The organism is Pseudomonas sp. FFUP_PS_473 (assembly GCF_002858665.1).
Classification (GTDB): Bacteria; Pseudomonadota; Gammaproteobacteria; order Pseudomonadales; family Pseudomonadaceae; genus Aquipseudomonas; species Aquipseudomonas defluvii.
Map to the genome: position 1 here is coordinate 30,973 of NZ_PJQQ01000032.1, position 16,056 is coordinate 47,028.

Sequence of the window (16,056 nt, forward strand, 5' to 3'; positions counted from 1 at the left end):
TTCCAGCCTGACGCCGATTTGGGAACAGATAGCTGGCGAATGGTTGCGCGGGACAATACCGCCCAGATCGGCTCCTGCAACAACCGCAGGAGCCGAGAGTTGAACCCTACTTGGCGAGCTGTTCCTGAGCCTGCAGGTTGGCCTTGCGTACGGCACCGATAAAACCCTGGAACGGTACATCGGTAATGCCGACCAGACCAAAGTGACCGTTTTCACCGTCGAGCAAACGTCCGCTGGCAGGCTGGTCCATGTATTGGAACCAGTGCGCGCCAACAATCATAGGCTCGGCCAAAGCGGCCTTGAGGAAGTTCGCATAGGCAGGCCCTCGGTCTTCTTCCCGGGCAACCTCCATTGGCCCGGGCCAAAACGGCCCACGGTCCCGTGAGCCGAACTGAAACTCAGACACCAGTACCGGCTTGTCCAGTGCCTTGAGCTGAGTGAAGTCATAGCCATCTTGAGGCGTGGGCGTGTAGAAATTGAAACTGATCACATCACAGTACTCGGCACAGGCTGCAACCGCCTCCGGACTGCTCACCGCATAGCGGCCGCCCAGTAACAGGTGGTTGGGCGCATGCCAGTTCAACGCGTCGTCGATGGTCTTGAAGTAGGTTTGCGCAAATACCTTCTGGAAATACTGGTAGTCCGCCTCTATCTCGGGGTGCTCAGGATTAGGCAGTGGCGCCTCGAATCCCGGGTCTTCCATGAGTTCCCAGGCCGTCAGCTGGATGCCCCAGGCCTTGGACAGCCCCTCCTGGTTGCGGTACTTGTCTCGCAGTTGCTTGAGAAATGCGCGCTTGGCGGCCACGTCCGTAGTCTGGCGCAATGTACCGAACGCCAAGGCATAGCGGGCCTTCGGGTCGTCGCCCGGTGCCGCCCAGGCCAATTCGTTATCCGCAAAGTATCCGATCAACCAGGGATCATCCCGGTGATCACGCGCAGCGATGGCCACTGCGCGCTCGGTCGCCATCGCAAAACGCGGATCAAACGGGTCGGGCATGGCCCCCCACCAGTCCATCCCGGTACTGATACTGCTGTAGTCGCCCACGATGGCCAGCGGCAGGGTGTAAGGCACGCGACCAAGTTGCCCCAAGGCCGGGTCGCTCCAGTTACCCAAGGTGTTGAAGCCCCAGGCCTGCAATCGGTCGAGGGCATGAGACTGCCAGCGCTTGGCATCAAGGCTCACCGCAGGACAGTGACTGGCATCGGCACAGGGCTGGCCGTAGCTGCGCTCAAGGTTGGCAGCATAGAAATCGAACCAACGGCCCTGATCGAACGCGCGACCACGGGAGGAACCATTGCCATCGTGATTGTTCCCTTCACCATAGAGGGACGCCAACCGCTCCTGGCCTTGCGGCAGGCTCGTAAACATCGCCTCACGGCCCTCGACATAGGTACGGCCACCGTCTGCAGCCACGGTGTTGACCCCTAGCGAGTAGAACGGATGCCCTTCAGGTGTGACAAGGTACCAGCGACCGTCGCGCTTCTCGGTACGAAAGAAGCCCTTGGCCTCAAAGGCCAGCCCGCCCTTCCAGCCACCGAAGGTATCTAGCGGCAACTTGGCACGCTCAACCAGCCACCCCTTGAGCTGTTGCTGTTCCTTGGCAGCAGCGCTGCGCAGTTGCTCATCACTGGTCACCTTCTCAGGCCAGCGACCGCGACTGAACTGGCCATAGCCATCGATAATGCCGGCATAAGCGGCCTTTTGCAGTTGATCGTCGTCCTGTGTGCCGAAACGCTCGATGAGCACGCTTTGGGCGACATTGGGCTTGGTCATCGACAAGGTCACTGACACCACCTGCGAGAGGTCCAGTTCGCCCGCACTGCTGGTCAGCAACACGCGCTGGCCCTCATGCACCCAGGGCATCGGCGGCCCGGCACGCATGCCCTGGCTCAGCGGTGAACTGGCCTTGAGCGGCACCCATACAGTCTGCGCAGGGCCGGCAGGCAGGTCGATGCGACTGGTAAGGGTCTTGCCATCGCTGCTCTGGAGCGTGACATCCAGCGTCAACGCCCAATCCATTGCACTTTGCAGGCGCAAGGTCATGGCGCTTGCATTTGACCAGTCCCAGGCCCCCGTCTGCGGGCTGAGGCGCAGGCTCGGACGCTGCGCCGGGTTGAAAACCACACGCCGCAGCACCTCGCCTTCCGCCGTTTGCTCTGCATTGTACTGCGGCAAGCTGGCATCCTCGGTCGCGACCTGCACCACGGCGGTCGGACGAACGAAGCTGAACAGCGTCTGTTGCCCGGCCAGAAGCGGCTGAGCGAACAACAGGGCGAATACGGCAGGCAGGGTGCGGTGAAGCATAAGGCTGGAGCTCTCCTTGATGACCCGGGTGGGCCTTGATCTCAGTGATAGACAACGCCCAGGTACATTAAGCTCCGGGCGTCAGGAAATTTCCCGGCGAAACGGTGGCAATGCATTGAGAATAGCCTTGCCATAGCGTTGGGTGACCACGCGACGATCAAGCAGGGTAATGATGCCGCGGTCTTCCTCTGTACGCAGCAGGCGACCACAGGCCTGGATCAGGCGCAAGGACGCATCCGGGACAGCAATCTCCATGAACGGATTACCGCCTCGCGCTTCGATCCATTCGGCCAACGCGGCTTCAACCGGGTCATCGGGTACCGCGAAGGGGATCTTGGCGATGACCACGTGCTCGCAGTAGGCCCCCGGCAGGTCGACACCTTCAGCAAAACTGGCCAAACCAAACAGCACACTGGAATCGCCACCGTCCACCCGCGCCTTGTGCTTGTTCAAGGTTTCCTGCTTGGACAGGTTGCCCTGGATAAACACCTGCTTGCGCCAATCACGGTCCAGGCCATCGAAGACGTCCTGCATCTGTTTACGCGACGAGAACAGCACCAGCGAGCCCCGCGAGCCTTCGACCAACTCAGGCAGGTCGCGGATGATCGCGGCTGTATGTGCAGCCGCATCACGGGGGTCGGCGCGCAAATCAGGCACACGTAGCACGCCTGCGTCGACATGGTGAAACGGGCTCGGCACAACCGCAGTCACAGCGGCCTTGGGTAAACCCGCACGCATGCGGAAACGGTCGAATTTACCCAGGGCTGTCAGGGTAGCGGAAGTAACCAGTGCGCCATGGGCCACGCTCCAGAGGTTGCGCCGGAGCATTTCGGCGGCAAGGATCGGGCTGGCGTTAACCTCAATGTCAAACAATGCGCCGCTTTCAGCCAAGGTCAGCCAACGCGCCATGGGCGGGCTGTCCTCAGGATCTTCGGCGGTAAAGGCAGTCCACAGCTCCCAGTTGCCTTGGGCGCGCATCAACAGGCTGCCGAACAGCGGGTACCACTCTTCAGCCTGATGGCTGGCGATGCCGATGTTCACCTCGCCATCCATACCCTCCTTGAGCAACTCGGTCAGGCGGGTGAACAGGTCGTTCAAGCGCGAAAAGCCTTTCTTCAGCTCGATACCCATTTCCCGCATGTGCTCAGGCACCACGCCTGCCACAAAGCGGTGACGCGGGCGCTCACGTCCCTCCATGTCTTCACCGGCACGGAAATCCGCCAGTTGCTCGCAGGCCGTGAACATGAACTGTTGCTGCGTCTTGATCTCTCGCGCCAGCTCCGGCACCTGTTCGATCAGCTTGCCGAGATCGCCCGGCAGTGGATGCTGGGCCAACAGCTTGGTCAGGTTCTTGGCCGTTTGCTCCAGCCAGTCGGCGGTTGAGCGCAAACGCGTGTAGTGCGCGAAATGGCCAATGGCCTTGTCCGGCAGGTGGTGACCTTCGTCGAAGACATAAATGGTGTCGCGCGGATCGGGCAGCACTGCACCACCACCCAGGGCCAGGTCGGCCAGGACCATGTCATGGTTGGTCACGATGACATCGACCTTGCCCATGCCTTCACGGGCCTTGTAGAAGGTACATTGCTGGAAGTTCGGGCAATGTCGGCCGGTGCATTGGCTGTGATCAGTGGTCAACCGTGCCCAGTCCTGATCCTCCAGCGCCTGAGGCCAGCTGTCGCGGTCACCGTCCCATTTATTGCCGGCAAGTTTCTCGATCATGCTGGTGAAGAGCTTCTGGCTGGCTTCGTCCACCTCGATCTTGAAGCCTTCTTCCTCGAACAACTGGGCCGTCGCCGACTGCGCATGGCCCTCCTGCAACAGCAGGTCGAGCTTGGACAGGCACAGGTAGCGCCCGCGCCCCTTGGCCAGGGCGAAGCTGAAGTTCAGGCCACTGTTGCGCATCAGGTCCGGCAGATCCTTGAATACGATTTGCTCCTGCAGGGCAACCGTGGCGGTGGCAATCACCAGGCGCTTGCCAGCAGCCTTGGCCGCCGGAATCGAAGCGAGGCTGTAGGCCACGGTTTTACCCGTACCGGTACCGGCCTCGACCGCCACCACCGCAGGGTCGCCGCTGCGTCGTCCCTCGTCGTCGCACTCGATATCGCCCAATACTTTGGCGACTTCGGCAATCATCAGGCGCTGGCCATAGCGCGGCTTGAGGCTCTTGGCTTCGAGAAAACGCGAGTAGGCGCCCTGAATTTGGGATTTGAGTTCGTTGCTGATCATGGTGTCGGGGCGCCCGAAGGGCTGGATATATTTTCAGTGTTTCGATTGGGCCGCTATCATAACCCGCTATTGCCCTTTGCGCTGAACGGAGTTCCCGATGACCGCCTTTGCCATCCCTTATAGCCTGCATGTTCTGGCCGCCCTGGTCTGGGTCGGCGGCATGTTCTTCGCCTGGCTGGTACTGCGCCCGGCCGCTGTTGCCGCCCTGGACGGCCCTGCTCGCCTGCGCCTCTGGGTAGAAGTGTTTCAGCGTTTTTTCGTATGGGTCTGGGTCGCCGTCGCAGTGCTGGTGATCAGCGGCATGGGCATGCTGCACCTGCGCTTTGCCGGTTTTGAAACGGCCCCACGCTATGTACAGGTGATGATTGGCGGCGCTATCGCCATGTTGGCGCTGTTTATTCGTATCCAGACGTTGCTGCTGCCTGCATTGCGCAAGGCCGTACAGGCTGAAGACTGGTCGGCAGGTGCCGGTGTGCTCGGGCGGATTCGTCGACTGGTCGGCGTAAACCTGCTGCTGGGCCTGGCCGTGGTAGCGGTGGCCTCTTCACGTCTGCTGGTGTGATATCACAAGGCTGATCGGCAGGAGGCGAGCGTGCCAGCGATACAGACGCTGCGTACGTGCCGCCCCGCCGAGATTGTTACAAACGCTTCAGTGTGAAAGCGCCTGCGGCGCCCGCCAAACCGGGCTGCCCTGGTGCGCCAGGTTTACCGCTCGCGCCGCCTTGGGTACGGTACACAAAGCACCCTTTGCTCGCCCCGCCTTTCCCCGGCTTACCGGCAGCCCCAGCCAGGCCCGGCGCCCCACCATCCACTCGCACCTTGATCTGAGCCTCGGGGTAGCTGGCGGGCAGCGCCAACAGCACACGCCCACCTGCTGCGCCGTCATGGCCATCACCACCGTTCTGGCCGTTCGCCCCGGGTTCAGCCTGCCCCCAGGTACAGCCACCGGCCTTGCCATTGGCCCCATCAAGCCCGACATACCCAGGCGCACCTGCCCCTCCGCGAGCGTCAATCGACAGTTGCGCGGCCTGCAAACGATGCAAGCGCAGCTCAAGGTCTCGTCCCGGCATGGCAGCTTTCTCGAATGTCCCGGGGGCACCGTGGGCAAGGATCTGGCTGCCATCCGCCAACTCGGCAGCGCCAGCTTCAATACGTAGCGCCTGCCCAGCCGGTACAACCGCGATCCGCGCCTCTCGGCCCAGGCGCAACGAGCCGACATTCAGTTCGGTCAAACTGGCCGGCAACAGCAAGGTCCCGTAGTCCGCCACATCAAGGCGTTCGAGTTGAACCACGCTGCTTTTGTTGGGCAGACGCAGTACCGAATGCGCTCCGACACTCAGGCTCTCGGCCATTGCCAATGGGCTGACCAATGTCAGCAACACCATGAATTTACGCATGACCTGCCTCCTGGCGCGGTGCCGGTATCGATTGGATGTGGAAAATACCGACAAGCAGGATCTGCAGACGGTCGAACCAACGATGGCTGCGCTCACGCAGAAGACGGTTGAACACCAGCACTTCCAGGACATGCAATGCCAACACTGTCGCCCCAGCGGCGTTGATCAGCAGGTGGAAGGGTTTTTCCGCAGGACTGAGCAGATTCATCAACACCACCCACCAGAACACCACTGTCAAGGCCTTGCCCAGGCCCCAGAACACCTTCATACGCGCCCGCCCCTCTCGACTTGTTCTTTTTATTGGCAATACCAAGACCTCAATCCCTTGGCATCGCCTGCAACAGTAACCCTGCCTCCCGACTTGCGCCAGAGGGTAGCGTCATCGGAAAGGATTCGGTATTCACGTTGATACAGAGACAACGGCAGGCCCACGGCACGTCTTGAGCCGTGGGCCTGATAGAGGCTCAGCGCTCGATCCGGATTTCCACCCGGCGGTTCATGCTGCGGCCATCGTCCGTTTTGTTATCAGCCACTGGCTGACTTTCGCCTGCGCCCCGTACCGATACGAAGCTACTGCGCGGTACGCCGCTTTCAACCAGATAATCGGTCACTGAATAAGCGCGGCGCTCAGACAGTTTCTGGTTGTAGGCATCGCTGCCGACACTGTCGGTATGCCCGGTCACGCTCAGCCTGGCGCCCGGTGCCTCGCTTTTCAGACGACTGGCAACCTTGTCCAGGCGCATTTTATCCGCGGCGGTCAGCTTGGCTGAGTTGAACATGAAGTGGACATCACGAATAACGATCACTTCTTCCTTGACCACTACCGGTTGCTCAACAACCGGTGCAGGTGGACAACCGTTGGCATCGACCTGAACGCCGCGCGGTGTGCCCGGGCACTTGTCGCGGCTGTCCGGCACGCCATCGTGATCTTCGTCACCGTCGCCATTGGCCCAGCAGTAGCCGGCTGCCAGGCCGCCACCGAGCAACGCGCCCCAGCCTGCCCAGCTGGAACTCTCGATTGCACCCAACGCAGCGCCGCCGACGCCTCCGACGGCGGCACACTTAGGCCAGTCGGTTTTTTGCAAACCTGCACAACCAGTCAACACGCTGGTTAGCAGAACCAGAGGTAATGCTGTGCGTACTATGCTCATTTGATGCGTCTCCTCGGGGAATCGGTGCATAACCGATGCTCAGTTGAGTAAAGACCGCACACCCCAACTCCGCCAGCAATAAGCCATGACTCAGTGTAGTCTTGGATTATCTGATTTGAGGACTGCTGATGACCGAGAGTTTTTCCCAACGCACCCCACAGCAGGCATTGGCTGCTCTGCTGGAGCGCCAGGCACCGCAACGCTTGTTGGTCGTAGGCAGCCGTTTCCCGGCTCTGGATGCGTTCGCGCAAGCCCACCCACAGGCTGAGATTCACGTCACCAATCCTGGCCCCCTCCCCCTTGAACTCGCCTCGCAACGCTTTGATCTGGCACTGTTGGTCGACTGCCTGGAGCATTTGCCCAGACGCCAAGGCCTGGAACTGCTGGGCGGTATCCGAAACCTCAACGCCAGTCGGGTTGCGGTATTGGCCGACCTGCCCGCGTGCGGCTGGAAAGACACCGACTTCTTCGCCCTGGCCCTCCAGGCCAGTGAACGCTTCCAACGCGACGAGCAGGTGCTAAGCCTGTTCACCTATGATCTACGAGAATACAAGCAGGTTCCGGACTGGCTGAATGCCAAGTTCTGGGCCAACCCGCAGAATTTTGGAAAGTACTGGTGGTAGAACAATGAGTGTCACGGTTTGTCCCTGTGGCAGCGGCAACCTGCTGGATGCCTGCTGCGGCCACTATCACGCAGGCTCACCGGCCCCTGACGCACAGACGTTGATGCGTTCGCGCTATAGCGCCTACGTATTGGGGTTGGTCGATTACCTGGTGGCAACCACCCTACCCGTTCAGCAAGCAGGCCTGGACCGCAACGCCATTACCGAGTGGAGTACGCAGAGCACCTGGCTGGGGCTGGACGTGGAATCGGCGGAAGTCTTTGGCGGGCAACCGGAACATGCCTTCGTGACCTTCACCGCACGCTGGCATGACAGCACCGGTGAGCACGCCCATCGCGAGCGTTCGGCATTTGTGCAGAACAAGGGTGCCTGGTACTTCATCGACCCGACGGTTGGATTGAAAGCCGGGCGCAATGACCCTTGCCCCTGCGCCAGCGGACAGAAGTTCAAGAAGTGCTGTGCCAGCTATCTAGGAAGCTAGCCTGATGCCTATTCGAACCAGCCTCATGCTGATAAGCCTTCTACTATTGAGTGGCTGTGCGAGCTGGTTCGGAACTCCCTACCAAGACCCCGAGGTTCATCTGGTCAAGGTCGAAACCGTCAAGGCACGTCTGCTGCAACAAGAGTTCGTACTGCATTTTCGCATCGACAACCCCAACGATTCACGTCTACTGGTCAGGGCACTTCGCTACAAGGTGCGGCTGAATGAGCTGACGCTGGCCGAGGGCGAGTCCGACCAGTGGGTCAATGTGGCCGCCCACAGTCACAAGACATTCAAGGTGCCAATAAGAACCAACCTCTGGGAGCACCTCAAGGACGTCGTCAAGCTGCTCAAGCATCCTGAACGACCGATCCACTACCGACTGGATGGCGACCTGAGCAGCGGATTTTTCTGGCCACGCAGCCTGCACTTATCACGCAGTGGTGAGATAATTCCCGGCGATTTTATTCCGGAGTAACCGCAATGACCCAGCAACCTCATGTTCATGGCCCCGATTGCAACCACGATCATGACCATCATCACGATCACGACCATGGTCATGTCCATGGCCCGCACTGCAACCACGCGCCTCAAGAGCCTGTACGCAATGCCCTGAAGGACGTTGGCCGTAACGACCCATGCCCATGCGGCAGCAACAAGAAATTCAAGAAGTGCCACGGGGCCTAAGGGCAGCCGCGTAGATCAACGCTGCATCGAGGTCGCACCTTGTGATATCCATAAGGCGACCGCTGCGCCCAAGCGCAGTCTGGCGGCAGCGACATTGTCGCTGCCGAACCCTCGACGGAGCGTGCCATGATCGACCTGTATTACTGGACCACCCCCAATGGCCACAAAATTACCCTGTTTCTTGAGGAAACCGGGCTGCCCTACCGCATTCACCCGATCAACATCGGCAAAGGCGAACAGTTCGCTGCCGACTTCCTGAAGATCGCCCCGAACAACCGTATTCCAGCGATCGTCGACCATGATCCGGCCGACCATCAGGCGCCGCTGTCGCTGTTCGAATCGGGCGCCATCCTGCTGTACCTTGCGGAAAAAACCGGACACTTCCTGCCCAAGGATCTGCGTGGCCGCCAGGAAACCCTGCAATGGCTGTTCTGGCAAATGGGCGGCTTGGGCCCGATGGCCGGCCAGAACCACCACTTCAACCGGTTCGCGCCCGAAAAAATCCCTTATGCAATCAAACGCTACGTGGATGAAACCGCGCGCTTGTATGGCGTGCTGAACAAACGCCTGGCCGACCGACCTTTCGTCGCCGGAGCCGAGTACAGCATCGCCGACATGGCCATCTACCCGTGGATTGTTTCCCATCAGTGGCAGAGCCAGAACCTCGATGATTTCCCGGCACTCAAGGCCTGGTTCGAGCGTATCAAGGCGCGTCCTGCCACACAGCGGGCCTATGCCTTGGTAGAAAAGATCAACCCGCCGCAACCCTGAGTCACAGGCAAGGGGTGCAGCACGTTGAAAATAAAGGCTGTGCCCCCGCTTGCATGGTGTGGTCGCGCTCACTAACGTAGCGCCTTTCCGCCGCCATACCCTGCAGGAGCCTTACCATGGCCTCGCCAGCCTTACCCCCTTTTCTTCCCCGATTCGGCGTTGCCGCAGCGATGCTCGGGCTACTCAGCCTCGGCGGCTGCCAGATGGGCGGCTACCACGACAGCGTACCGCCGACCACGGGTGTACAGCCTCTCAAGGGTCTGGCGCAGAACGTTTCGGTGCGGCGCAATGCCATGGGCATGCCGCTGATCGAGAGCAGCACCTTCCATGACGCACTCTTCACCCTGGGCTATGTGCAGGCCGGCGACCGTATTGGTCAGATGGTTGGCATGCGTCTGCTGGCCCAAGGACGCCTGGCAGAAATGGCCGGCCCAGATGCCTTGGAAGTCGACCGCCTGATGCGTGCGGTCAACCTGAAGCAGAGCGCCAACCAGCTCTACGCCGACGCATCGCCACGCCTCAAACGCTTCTTTGAAGTCTATGCACGCGGGGTCAACGCCTATCTGTTCCGCTACCGCGACAAGTTGCCAGCCCCGTTGGCCCAGACCGGCTACCGTCCGGAGTACTGGAAGCCGGAAGACTCGGCGCTGATTTTCTGCCTCTACAACTTCAGCCAGTCGGTGAACCTGCAGGAAGAACTCGCGGCCTTGGTACTGGCGCAGAAAGTCGGCAGCGACAAACTGGCCTGGCTGCTGCCGAACTATCCGGATGAGCCACTTCCGCATGCTGAAGCCGATAAACTGGGCGGACTGAACCTGAGCAGCCAACTGCCCAACCTGTCTGCACTCAACGCCGTGAGCCAGCAGTTGGCCGCATTCAACCTGCTCGGCGCCCCCGGCTCCAGCAACTGGGCCATAGCCGCGCCGCATAGCCGCAGTGGCAAGAGCCTGCTGGCCAGTGACAGCCAAGGTGCATGGGCCTTGAGCCCGGTACAAATCCGTGCGCCGAAATATCAGGCTGCCGGCTTCACCCTTGCAGGCCTTCCACTGGTGCTGTCTGGATTCAACGGCAAGCTGGCTTGGAGCACCAGTGCGGTCATGGGCGATAACCAGGACCTGTTCCTGGAGAAAATCCGCCGTGAAGGGAACCGGCTGTTCTATCAGGTAGACGGCAAATGGCAACCGGCCACGGCCCGTAACGAAACATTCTTCATCAAGGGTCAGCGCCCAATCCGCGAAACCCTGTATGACACCCGTCACGGCGCCCTGCTCAACCCGGCGCAGAACGCAAGCCTCGCCCTTGCCCTGCAAACCCCGGCGCTCAAAGGCGACAAGAGCCTCGATGCGTTCTTCGACCTGTCGCGCAAGGCCAACGTCGAAGGCGCCTTTGAGGCCAGCCGCGAGATTGGTGCTCCGGCACTGAACCTGGTGTTTGCCGATGCCAGCAATATCGGCTGGCAGGTCACCGGCCACTTCCCCAACCGCCGTGAAGGCCAAGGGCTGTTGCCTTCGCCCGGCTGGGAAGGACGTTACGACTGGGACGGCTATGCCGACCCGATGCTCCACCCCTATGACCAGGACCCGCCCCAGGGCTGGCTGGGCAACGCCAACCAGCGCAGCGTACCGCGCGGCTACGGCATGCAACTGTCCAACACTTGGTACTACCCCGAGCGTGCGGAACGCCTGGCGCAGATGGCAGCCAACGGCAAACATGACAGCCGTAGCCTGATGACCATGCAGAACGACCAGACCACACTGTTCGCTGCCAAGCTCAAAAGCATGTTCCAGGCGCCGGGCATGGCACAGCCTTTGAAACAGGCTATCGACGCCCTGCCTCAGGATCAACGCGCCAAGGCCCGCGAAGCCTACGACCGCCTGATGGCCTTTGATGGCCGTCTCAGTGCCACCTCGGCTGACGCAGCGCTGTACCAGTTGTTCCTGCAGGAAAGTGCCAAACTGACCTTCCTCGACGAATTGGGCCCAGAGAGCGGTGCTGCCTGGCAGGCCTTTATCAGTAACGCCCGGCTTTCCTACTCGGCACAGGCCGATCATTTGCTCGGACGTGACGACAGCCTATTCTGGGATGACCGCAACACCGCGCAGAAAGAGGACAAACCGACGATTCTTGCGCGTAGCCTGGCGGCTGCGATCAACGTCGGTGAGCGCGAAATGGGTAGCGACCACCGTACCTGGCAATGGGGCAAGCTGCATCAGTACCGTTGGCCGGTCGCCAGCTTCCATGGCCTGGGCGATACGCTCAACCGTGGGCCGCTGGCCGCAGGCGGAGACCACACCACGCTGAACAGTTCAGCCTATGCCTGGGGGCAGGACTTCAATGCGCGCCTGATGCCGTCCATGCGCATGGTGGTGGATTTCGGCCTGGCCGAACCCCTGCAAGGCATCAGTAGCAGCGGGCAGTCGGGCAACCCAGCCAGCAGCCACTTTGCCGACGGGCTGGATGCCTGGTTCAAAGGCCGCTACGTCAGCTTCCCGATGCAGACACAAAACTTCGAACGTGCCTATGGCAGCAAACGCCTGACCTTGGTGCCGGGTCGATAGCCTCATAACTGCCTTGCGCCCTTGCCCCGATCAAGGGCGCACCACGGCGCATCCCCCCACAAAGCCGGGGCCAGCTTGGCCTCGGCTTTGTGCCTGATACTCACATCAAAAAACATCAAAGACTGCCCCAATGGGAAAGCGGTCGACGCACGCTATTGAGGCCTGAAAGCAACAGTCAGGCGCTCTCGGTGCGCCTTGCCTCTTACCCTGTTCCATTCCTGGGCATTAAAGGCACTACAGTTTCCTTGCGACAGGCCTGGTTCAGCGCCTGCTAAGGCCATGCGCAGATATGGTGCGAAATTTGCTATCACATTGATGTCTCACTTCGGTCGGTAACGGCCGGGACACACTTAAAGCACCCCCTCGGACGCAAGGACAACACAATGAAAAAAGCATGGCTGACGCTTTCCGCACTTGCATTGTGCCTGGCCGCTAACACTGCTATGGCCAAGGAGTACAAGGAGTTGCGCTTCGGCGTCGACCCTTCCTACGCACCGTTTGAATCCAAGGCCGCTGATGGCAGCCTGGTGGGCTTCGATATTGATCTGGGCAATGCGATCTGTGCGGAGTTGAAGGTCAAATGCAAGTGGGTTGAAAGTGACTTCGACGGCATGATTCCGGGCCTCAAGGCCAACAAGTTCGACGGTGTGATCTCGTCGATGACAGTCACGCCCGCTCGAGAAAAAGCGATCGACTTCTCCGATGAACTGTTCTCCGGCCCAACCTCGCTGGTTTTCAAGAAAGGCGCAGGCCTGAGCGCCGACCCGGCCTCACTGGCCGGCAAGACCGTCGGCTATGAACAAGGCACCATTCAGGAAGCCTACGCCAAGGCCGTTCTGGACAAGGCCGGGGTGAAGACCCAGGCCTATCAAAACCAGGATCAGGTTTACGCCGACCTGATCTCTGGACGCCTCGATGCCTCGATCCAGGACATGCTGCAGGCTGAACTGGGCTTCCTGAAAACCCCACAGGGCAGCGGCTATGAAGTCAGCAAGCCCGTAGACAGCGAACTGCTACCGTCCAAGACAGCCATCGGTATCCGCAAAGGTAACAGCGAGCTGCAAAAACTCCTCAACAAAGGTATCAAAGCGTTACACGATGATGGCACCTACGAAAAACTGCAGAAAAAACACTTTGGTGACCTGAACCTGTACAGCGGCAAGTAAGCCGCAGAAGCCGGCCTTGCCAAGGGAGGCTCCTGCGCACTGGCGGTTCAGTGCATACGCCTGAATCGCCAGTGCCGTCGGCTCCTGCACTGCCGAATACTGTTTTTTCACCACGGCCATAGGGTCATGTCATGTTCGAAGACCTGCTGCAGCATCTGGGGCTCTCGGCATTCAGCTTGAAGGGTTTCGGCCCACTGCTGTTAAAAGGCACCTGGATGACCATCAATCTGTCGCTGATGTCACTGCTGGTCAGCGTCGGCCTGGGCCTGCTCGGCGCCAGCGCCAAACTCTCTTCCGTACGCGTGCTACGGATTACCGCTCAGGTCTACACCACACTGATTCGTGGAATACCCGATCTTGTGCTGATGCTGCTGATTTTCTACAGCCTGCAAACCTGGCTGACCAGCCTGACCGAAGCGCTGGAATGGGATTACATCGAGATCGACCCGTTCGCGGCCGGGGTCATCACCTTGGGCTTCATCTATGGCGCCTACTTCACCGAAACCTTTCGCGGTGCGATTCTCGCGGTTCCCCGTGGCCAGGTCGAAGCGGCGACAGCCTATGGACTCAAACGCTTCCAGCGCTTTCGCTTTGTGGTCTTTCCGCAAATGATGCGTTATGCCTTGCCGGGTATCGGCAACAATTGGATGGTCATGCTCAAGGCCACCGCACTGGTGTCGATCATCGGCCTGGCCGACCTGGTCAAGGCAGCCCAGGACGCCGGCAAGAGTACCTATCAGCTGTTTTACTTCCTGGTGCTGGCGGCGTTGATCTACCTGATGATCACCAGTGCCTCGAACGTTGCCCTGCGCTGGCTTGAACGGCGCTACAACGCAGGTACCCGGGAGGCACTACGATGATCGAACTGCTGCAGGAATACTGGCGTGCTTTTCTCTACACAGACGGCACCCATATCACTGGGCTGGCGATGACGATGTGGCTGCTCTCGGCCTCGCTGCTGATCGGCTTTCTCGTCTCCATTCCCTTGTCGATCGCACGGGTTTCGCGGCCTTTCTGGATCCGCATGCCGGTACAGTTCTACACCTACCTGTTTCGTGGCACCCCGCTATATATCCAACTGCTCATCTGCTACACCGGCATCTACAGCATCGCGGCCGTGCGCGCGCAACCGTTGCTCGACAGTTTCTTTCGCGACGCGATGAACTGCACCATCCTGGCGTTTGCCCTGAATACCTGCGCCTACACCACGGAGATTTTCGCCGGAGCAATCCGCAGCATGGCCCATGGCGAGGTAGAGGCAGCCAAAGCCTATGGCCTGCGCGGCTGGAAACTCTATGCTTACATCATCATGCCGTCGGCCCTTAGGCGCTCGCTGCCGTTCTACAGCAATGAGGTGATCCTGATGCTGCACTCGACCACCGTGGCTTTTACCGCCACGATCCCGGACATCCTCAAGGTCGCCCGCGACGCCAACTCGGCTACATTTCTGACATTTCAGTCGTTCGGTATCGCTGCACTGATCTACCTGAGCGTGACCTTCGCCCTTGTGGGCCTGTTCCGCTTGGCCGAACGACGCTGGCTGGCCTTTCTAGGCCCTGCTCACTAGGACTGTTCATGCATCACAAAACCCACGAAATCCTGGCCCCGGTACCAGGTATCGCCCGGCAAATCCACAGCTTCCATTTCGGCCCCAAAGGCGCCGGTAAAATCTATATCCAGGCGTCACTGCATGCCGACGAACTGCCCGGCATGCTGGTGGCCTGGCACTTGAAGCAGCGTTTGAGCACACTGGAAACCCAGGGGCGCCTGCGACAAGAAATCGTTCTGGTACCCATTGCCAACCCGGTGGGCCTCGAACAAGTGCTCATGGACGTTCCACTGGGCCGCTACGAGCTGCAAAGCGGGGAAAACTTCAATCGAAACTTCGTCGATCTCAGCGATGTGATCGGCGATCAGATCGAGGCCAGACTGACGCAGGATGCACAACACAACATCGAGCTGATCCGTCAAAGCCTGCGCCGGGCCCTGGAAGAGCATTCAGCCCTGACCCCCCTGCAGTCGCAGCGCCTGACCCTCCAGCGCCTTGCATGCGATGCCGATATGGTCCTCGATCTGCACTGCGACTTCGAGGCCGTCGAACACCTGTACACCACGCCAGAGGCCTGGCCGAAGGTCGAGCCGCTGTCGCGCTACCTTGGCGCCCAGGCCAGCCTGCTGGCAACCGACTCCGGCGGCCAATCCTTCGACGAGTGTTTCACCCTTGTCTGGTGGCAACTGCAACAGCGCTTCGGCAAGCATTACCCGATCCCCCAAGGCAGCTTCTCCGTCACGGTAGAGCTACGGGGTCAAAGCGACGTCAGCCACCCACTGGCCCAGACAGACTGTGAAGCGATCCTGCGCTACCTGGTACATGCCGGTGCCATCGAAGGCGAAGCGGCCCCACTGCCCGCGCTGCGCTACCCCGCCACGCCGCTGGCAGGCGTAGAGCCGGTGGCAACACCATTGGGGGGACTATTGGTGTTCCACGCCAAACCGGGCCAATACCTGCAGGCAGGCGAGCTGATCGCCGAGGTCATCGACCCGCTCAACGATCGCGTAACCCCAGTATGTAACACGCAACCCGGCCTGCTCTATGCGCGCTCGTTACGGCGCATGGCGACTGCCGGCATGGTCATTGCCCACGTGGCAGGTCGTGAGGCCTACCGCAGCGGCTACCTGTTATCGCCTTGA

At 60.3% G+C, this 16,056-nt stretch carries 16 protein-coding genes; 11 read left to right on the forward strand and 5 right to left on the reverse strand.

Going from position 1 to position 16,056, the window contains the following annotated elements; all coding sequences use genetic code 11:
• Nucleotides 1-106: 106 nt before the first annotated feature.
• Together CYD26_RS19610 and dinG are read right to left on the reverse strand one after the other, a co-directional pair.
• A complete protein-coding gene (locus CYD26_RS19610; protein WP_102053379.1) occupies nucleotides 107-2,305 on the reverse strand; it encodes a beta-galactosidase in 2,199 nt (732 codons plus the stop codon).
• A gap of 81 nt (nucleotides 2,306-2,386) precedes the next feature.
• A complete protein-coding gene (dinG, locus tag CYD26_RS19615; RefSeq protein WP_065760432.1) occupies nucleotides 2,387-4,531 on the reverse strand; it encodes an ATP-dependent DNA helicase DinG in 2,145 nt (714 codons plus the stop codon).
• Nucleotides 4,532-4,628: 97 nt separating this feature from the next.
• Here dinG and CYD26_RS19620 point away from each other — a divergent pair, with 97 nt between their 5' ends.
• Complete coding sequence (locus CYD26_RS19620; protein WP_102053380.1) at nucleotides 4,629-5,093, forward strand: CopD family protein; 465 nt, start codon at nucleotides 4,629-4,631, stop codon at nucleotides 5,091-5,093.
• Nucleotides 5,094-5,169: 76 nt separating this feature from the next.
• Here CYD26_RS19620 and CYD26_RS19625 read toward each other — a convergent pair whose 3' ends face one another.
• The 3 genes from CYD26_RS19625 to CYD26_RS19635 form a co-directional block, all read right to left on the reverse strand.
• Nucleotides 5,170-5,928: a hypothetical protein gene (locus tag CYD26_RS19625; RefSeq protein WP_102053381.1), complete on the reverse strand. Its 759-nt coding sequence runs from the start codon at nucleotides 5,926-5,928 to the stop codon at nucleotides 5,170-5,172.
• The gene (locus tag CYD26_RS19630; protein WP_102053382.1) at nucleotides 5,921-6,196 is read right to left on the reverse strand and encodes a DUF1145 domain-containing protein; all 276 of its coding nucleotides are present in this window, start codon (nucleotides 6,194-6,196) and stop codon (nucleotides 5,921-5,923) included. The genes CYD26_RS19625 and CYD26_RS19630 overlap by 8 nt, the downstream gene beginning before the upstream one ends.
• A 196-nt stretch (nucleotides 6,197-6,392) precedes the next feature.
• Nucleotides 6,393-7,079: an OmpA family protein gene (locus tag CYD26_RS19635; RefSeq protein WP_102053383.1), complete on the reverse strand. Its 687-nt coding sequence runs from the start codon at nucleotides 7,077-7,079 to the stop codon at nucleotides 6,393-6,395.
• A 128-nt stretch (nucleotides 7,080-7,207) separates the two neighbouring features.
• Here CYD26_RS19635 and CYD26_RS19640 point away from each other — a divergent pair, with 128 nt between their 5' ends.
• The 10 genes from CYD26_RS19640 to CYD26_RS19685 all read left to right on the forward strand — a co-directional run bounded on the left by CYD26_RS19640 (nucleotide 7,208) and on the right by CYD26_RS19685 (nucleotide 16,056).
• Nucleotides 7,208-7,702, forward strand: a complete 495-nt coding sequence (locus CYD26_RS19640) for a DUF6231 family protein (protein ID WP_065760437.1) — start codon at nucleotides 7,208-7,210, stop codon at nucleotides 7,700-7,702.
• Nucleotides 7,703-7,706: 4 nt separating this feature from the next.
• A complete protein-coding gene (locus CYD26_RS19645) occupies nucleotides 7,707-8,183 on the forward strand; it encodes a YchJ family protein (RefSeq protein ID WP_102053384.1) in 477 nt (158 codons plus the stop codon).
• Nucleotides 8,184-8,187: 4 nt separating this feature from the next.
• Nucleotides 8,188-8,661 (forward strand): LEA type 2 family protein, encoded by a 474-nt coding sequence (locus CYD26_RS19650; RefSeq protein ID WP_065760439.1) that lies wholly within the window; start codon nucleotides 8,188-8,190, stop codon nucleotides 8,659-8,661.
• Between the two features lie 5 nt (nucleotides 8,662-8,666).
• Nucleotides 8,667-8,870 (forward strand): SEC-C metal-binding domain-containing protein, encoded by a 204-nt coding sequence (locus CYD26_RS19655; RefSeq protein ID WP_083199829.1) that lies wholly within the window; start codon nucleotides 8,667-8,669, stop codon nucleotides 8,868-8,870.
• Nucleotides 8,871-8,996: 126 nt separating this feature from the next.
• Entirely contained in the window at nucleotides 8,997-9,641 is a 645-nt protein-coding gene (locus CYD26_RS19660) for a glutathione binding-like protein (protein WP_065760440.1), read from the forward strand.
• A gap of 116 nt (nucleotides 9,642-9,757) precedes the next feature.
• Nucleotides 9,758-12,199, forward strand: coding sequence for a penicillin acylase family protein (locus CYD26_RS19665; RefSeq protein ID WP_102053385.1), 2,442 nt, complete (start codon nucleotides 9,758-9,760; stop codon nucleotides 12,197-12,199).
• Between the two features lie 383 nt (nucleotides 12,200-12,582).
• Entirely contained in the window at nucleotides 12,583-13,365 is a 783-nt protein-coding gene (locus CYD26_RS19670; protein ID WP_102053386.1) for a transporter substrate-binding domain-containing protein, read from the forward strand.
• A gap of 131 nt (nucleotides 13,366-13,496) precedes the next feature.
• The gene (locus CYD26_RS19675) at nucleotides 13,497-14,225 is read left to right on the forward strand and encodes an ABC transporter permease (protein WP_065760443.1); all 729 of its coding nucleotides are present in this window, start codon (nucleotides 13,497-13,499) and stop codon (nucleotides 14,223-14,225) included.
• Complete coding sequence (locus tag CYD26_RS19680) at nucleotides 14,222-14,932, forward strand: ABC transporter permease (protein ID WP_102053387.1); 711 nt, start codon at nucleotides 14,222-14,224, stop codon at nucleotides 14,930-14,932. The genes CYD26_RS19675 and CYD26_RS19680 overlap by 4 nt, the downstream gene beginning before the upstream one ends.
• Nucleotides 14,933-14,940: 8 nt before the next feature.
• The gene (locus CYD26_RS19685) at nucleotides 14,941-16,056 is read left to right on the forward strand and encodes a succinylglutamate desuccinylase/aspartoacylase family protein (RefSeq protein ID WP_102053388.1); all 1,116 of its coding nucleotides are present in this window, start codon (nucleotides 14,941-14,943) and stop codon (nucleotides 16,054-16,056) included.

Bases quoted from the DNA above. Each gene is read 5' to 3' on its own strand.
- CYD26_RS19610 (WP_102053379.1), bottom strand. From the start codon at position 2,305: ATGCTTCACCGCACCCTGCCTGCCGTATTCGCCCTGTTGTTCGCTCAG.
- dinG (WP_065760432.1), bottom strand. From the start codon at position 4,531: ATGATCAGCAACGAACTCAAATCCCAAATTCAGGGCGCCTACTCGCGT.
- CYD26_RS19620 (WP_102053380.1), top strand. From the start codon at position 4,629: ATGACCGCCTTTGCCATCCCTTATAGCCTGCATGTTCTGGCCGCCCTG.
- CYD26_RS19625 (WP_102053381.1), bottom strand. From the start codon at position 5,928: ATGCGTAAATTCATGGTGTTGCTGACATTGGTCAGCCCATTGGCAATG.
- CYD26_RS19630 (WP_102053382.1), bottom strand. From the start codon at position 6,196: ATGAAGGTGTTCTGGGGCCTGGGCAAGGCCTTGACAGTGGTGTTCTGG.
- CYD26_RS19635 (WP_102053383.1), bottom strand. From the start codon at position 7,079: ATGAGCATAGTACGCACAGCATTACCTCTGGTTCTGCTAACCAGCGTG.
- CYD26_RS19640 (WP_065760437.1), top strand. From the start codon at position 7,208: ATGACCGAGAGTTTTTCCCAACGCACCCCACAGCAGGCATTGGCTGCT.
- CYD26_RS19645 (WP_102053384.1), top strand. From the start codon at position 7,707: ATGAGTGTCACGGTTTGTCCCTGTGGCAGCGGCAACCTGCTGGATGCC.
- CYD26_RS19650 (WP_065760439.1), top strand. From the start codon at position 8,188: ATGCCTATTCGAACCAGCCTCATGCTGATAAGCCTTCTACTATTGAGT.
- CYD26_RS19655 (WP_083199829.1), top strand. From the start codon at position 8,667: ATGACCCAGCAACCTCATGTTCATGGCCCCGATTGCAACCACGATCAT.
- CYD26_RS19660 (WP_065760440.1), top strand. From the start codon at position 8,997: ATGATCGACCTGTATTACTGGACCACCCCCAATGGCCACAAAATTACC.
- CYD26_RS19665 (WP_102053385.1), top strand. From the start codon at position 9,758: ATGGCCTCGCCAGCCTTACCCCCTTTTCTTCCCCGATTCGGCGTTGCC.
- CYD26_RS19670 (WP_102053386.1), top strand. From the start codon at position 12,583: ATGAAAAAAGCATGGCTGACGCTTTCCGCACTTGCATTGTGCCTGGCC.
- CYD26_RS19675 (WP_065760443.1), top strand. From the start codon at position 13,497: ATGTTCGAAGACCTGCTGCAGCATCTGGGGCTCTCGGCATTCAGCTTG.
- CYD26_RS19680 (WP_102053387.1), top strand. From the start codon at position 14,222: ATGATCGAACTGCTGCAGGAATACTGGCGTGCTTTTCTCTACACAGAC.
- CYD26_RS19685 (WP_102053388.1), top strand. From the start codon at position 14,941: ATGCATCACAAAACCCACGAAATCCTGGCCCCGGTACCAGGTATCGCC.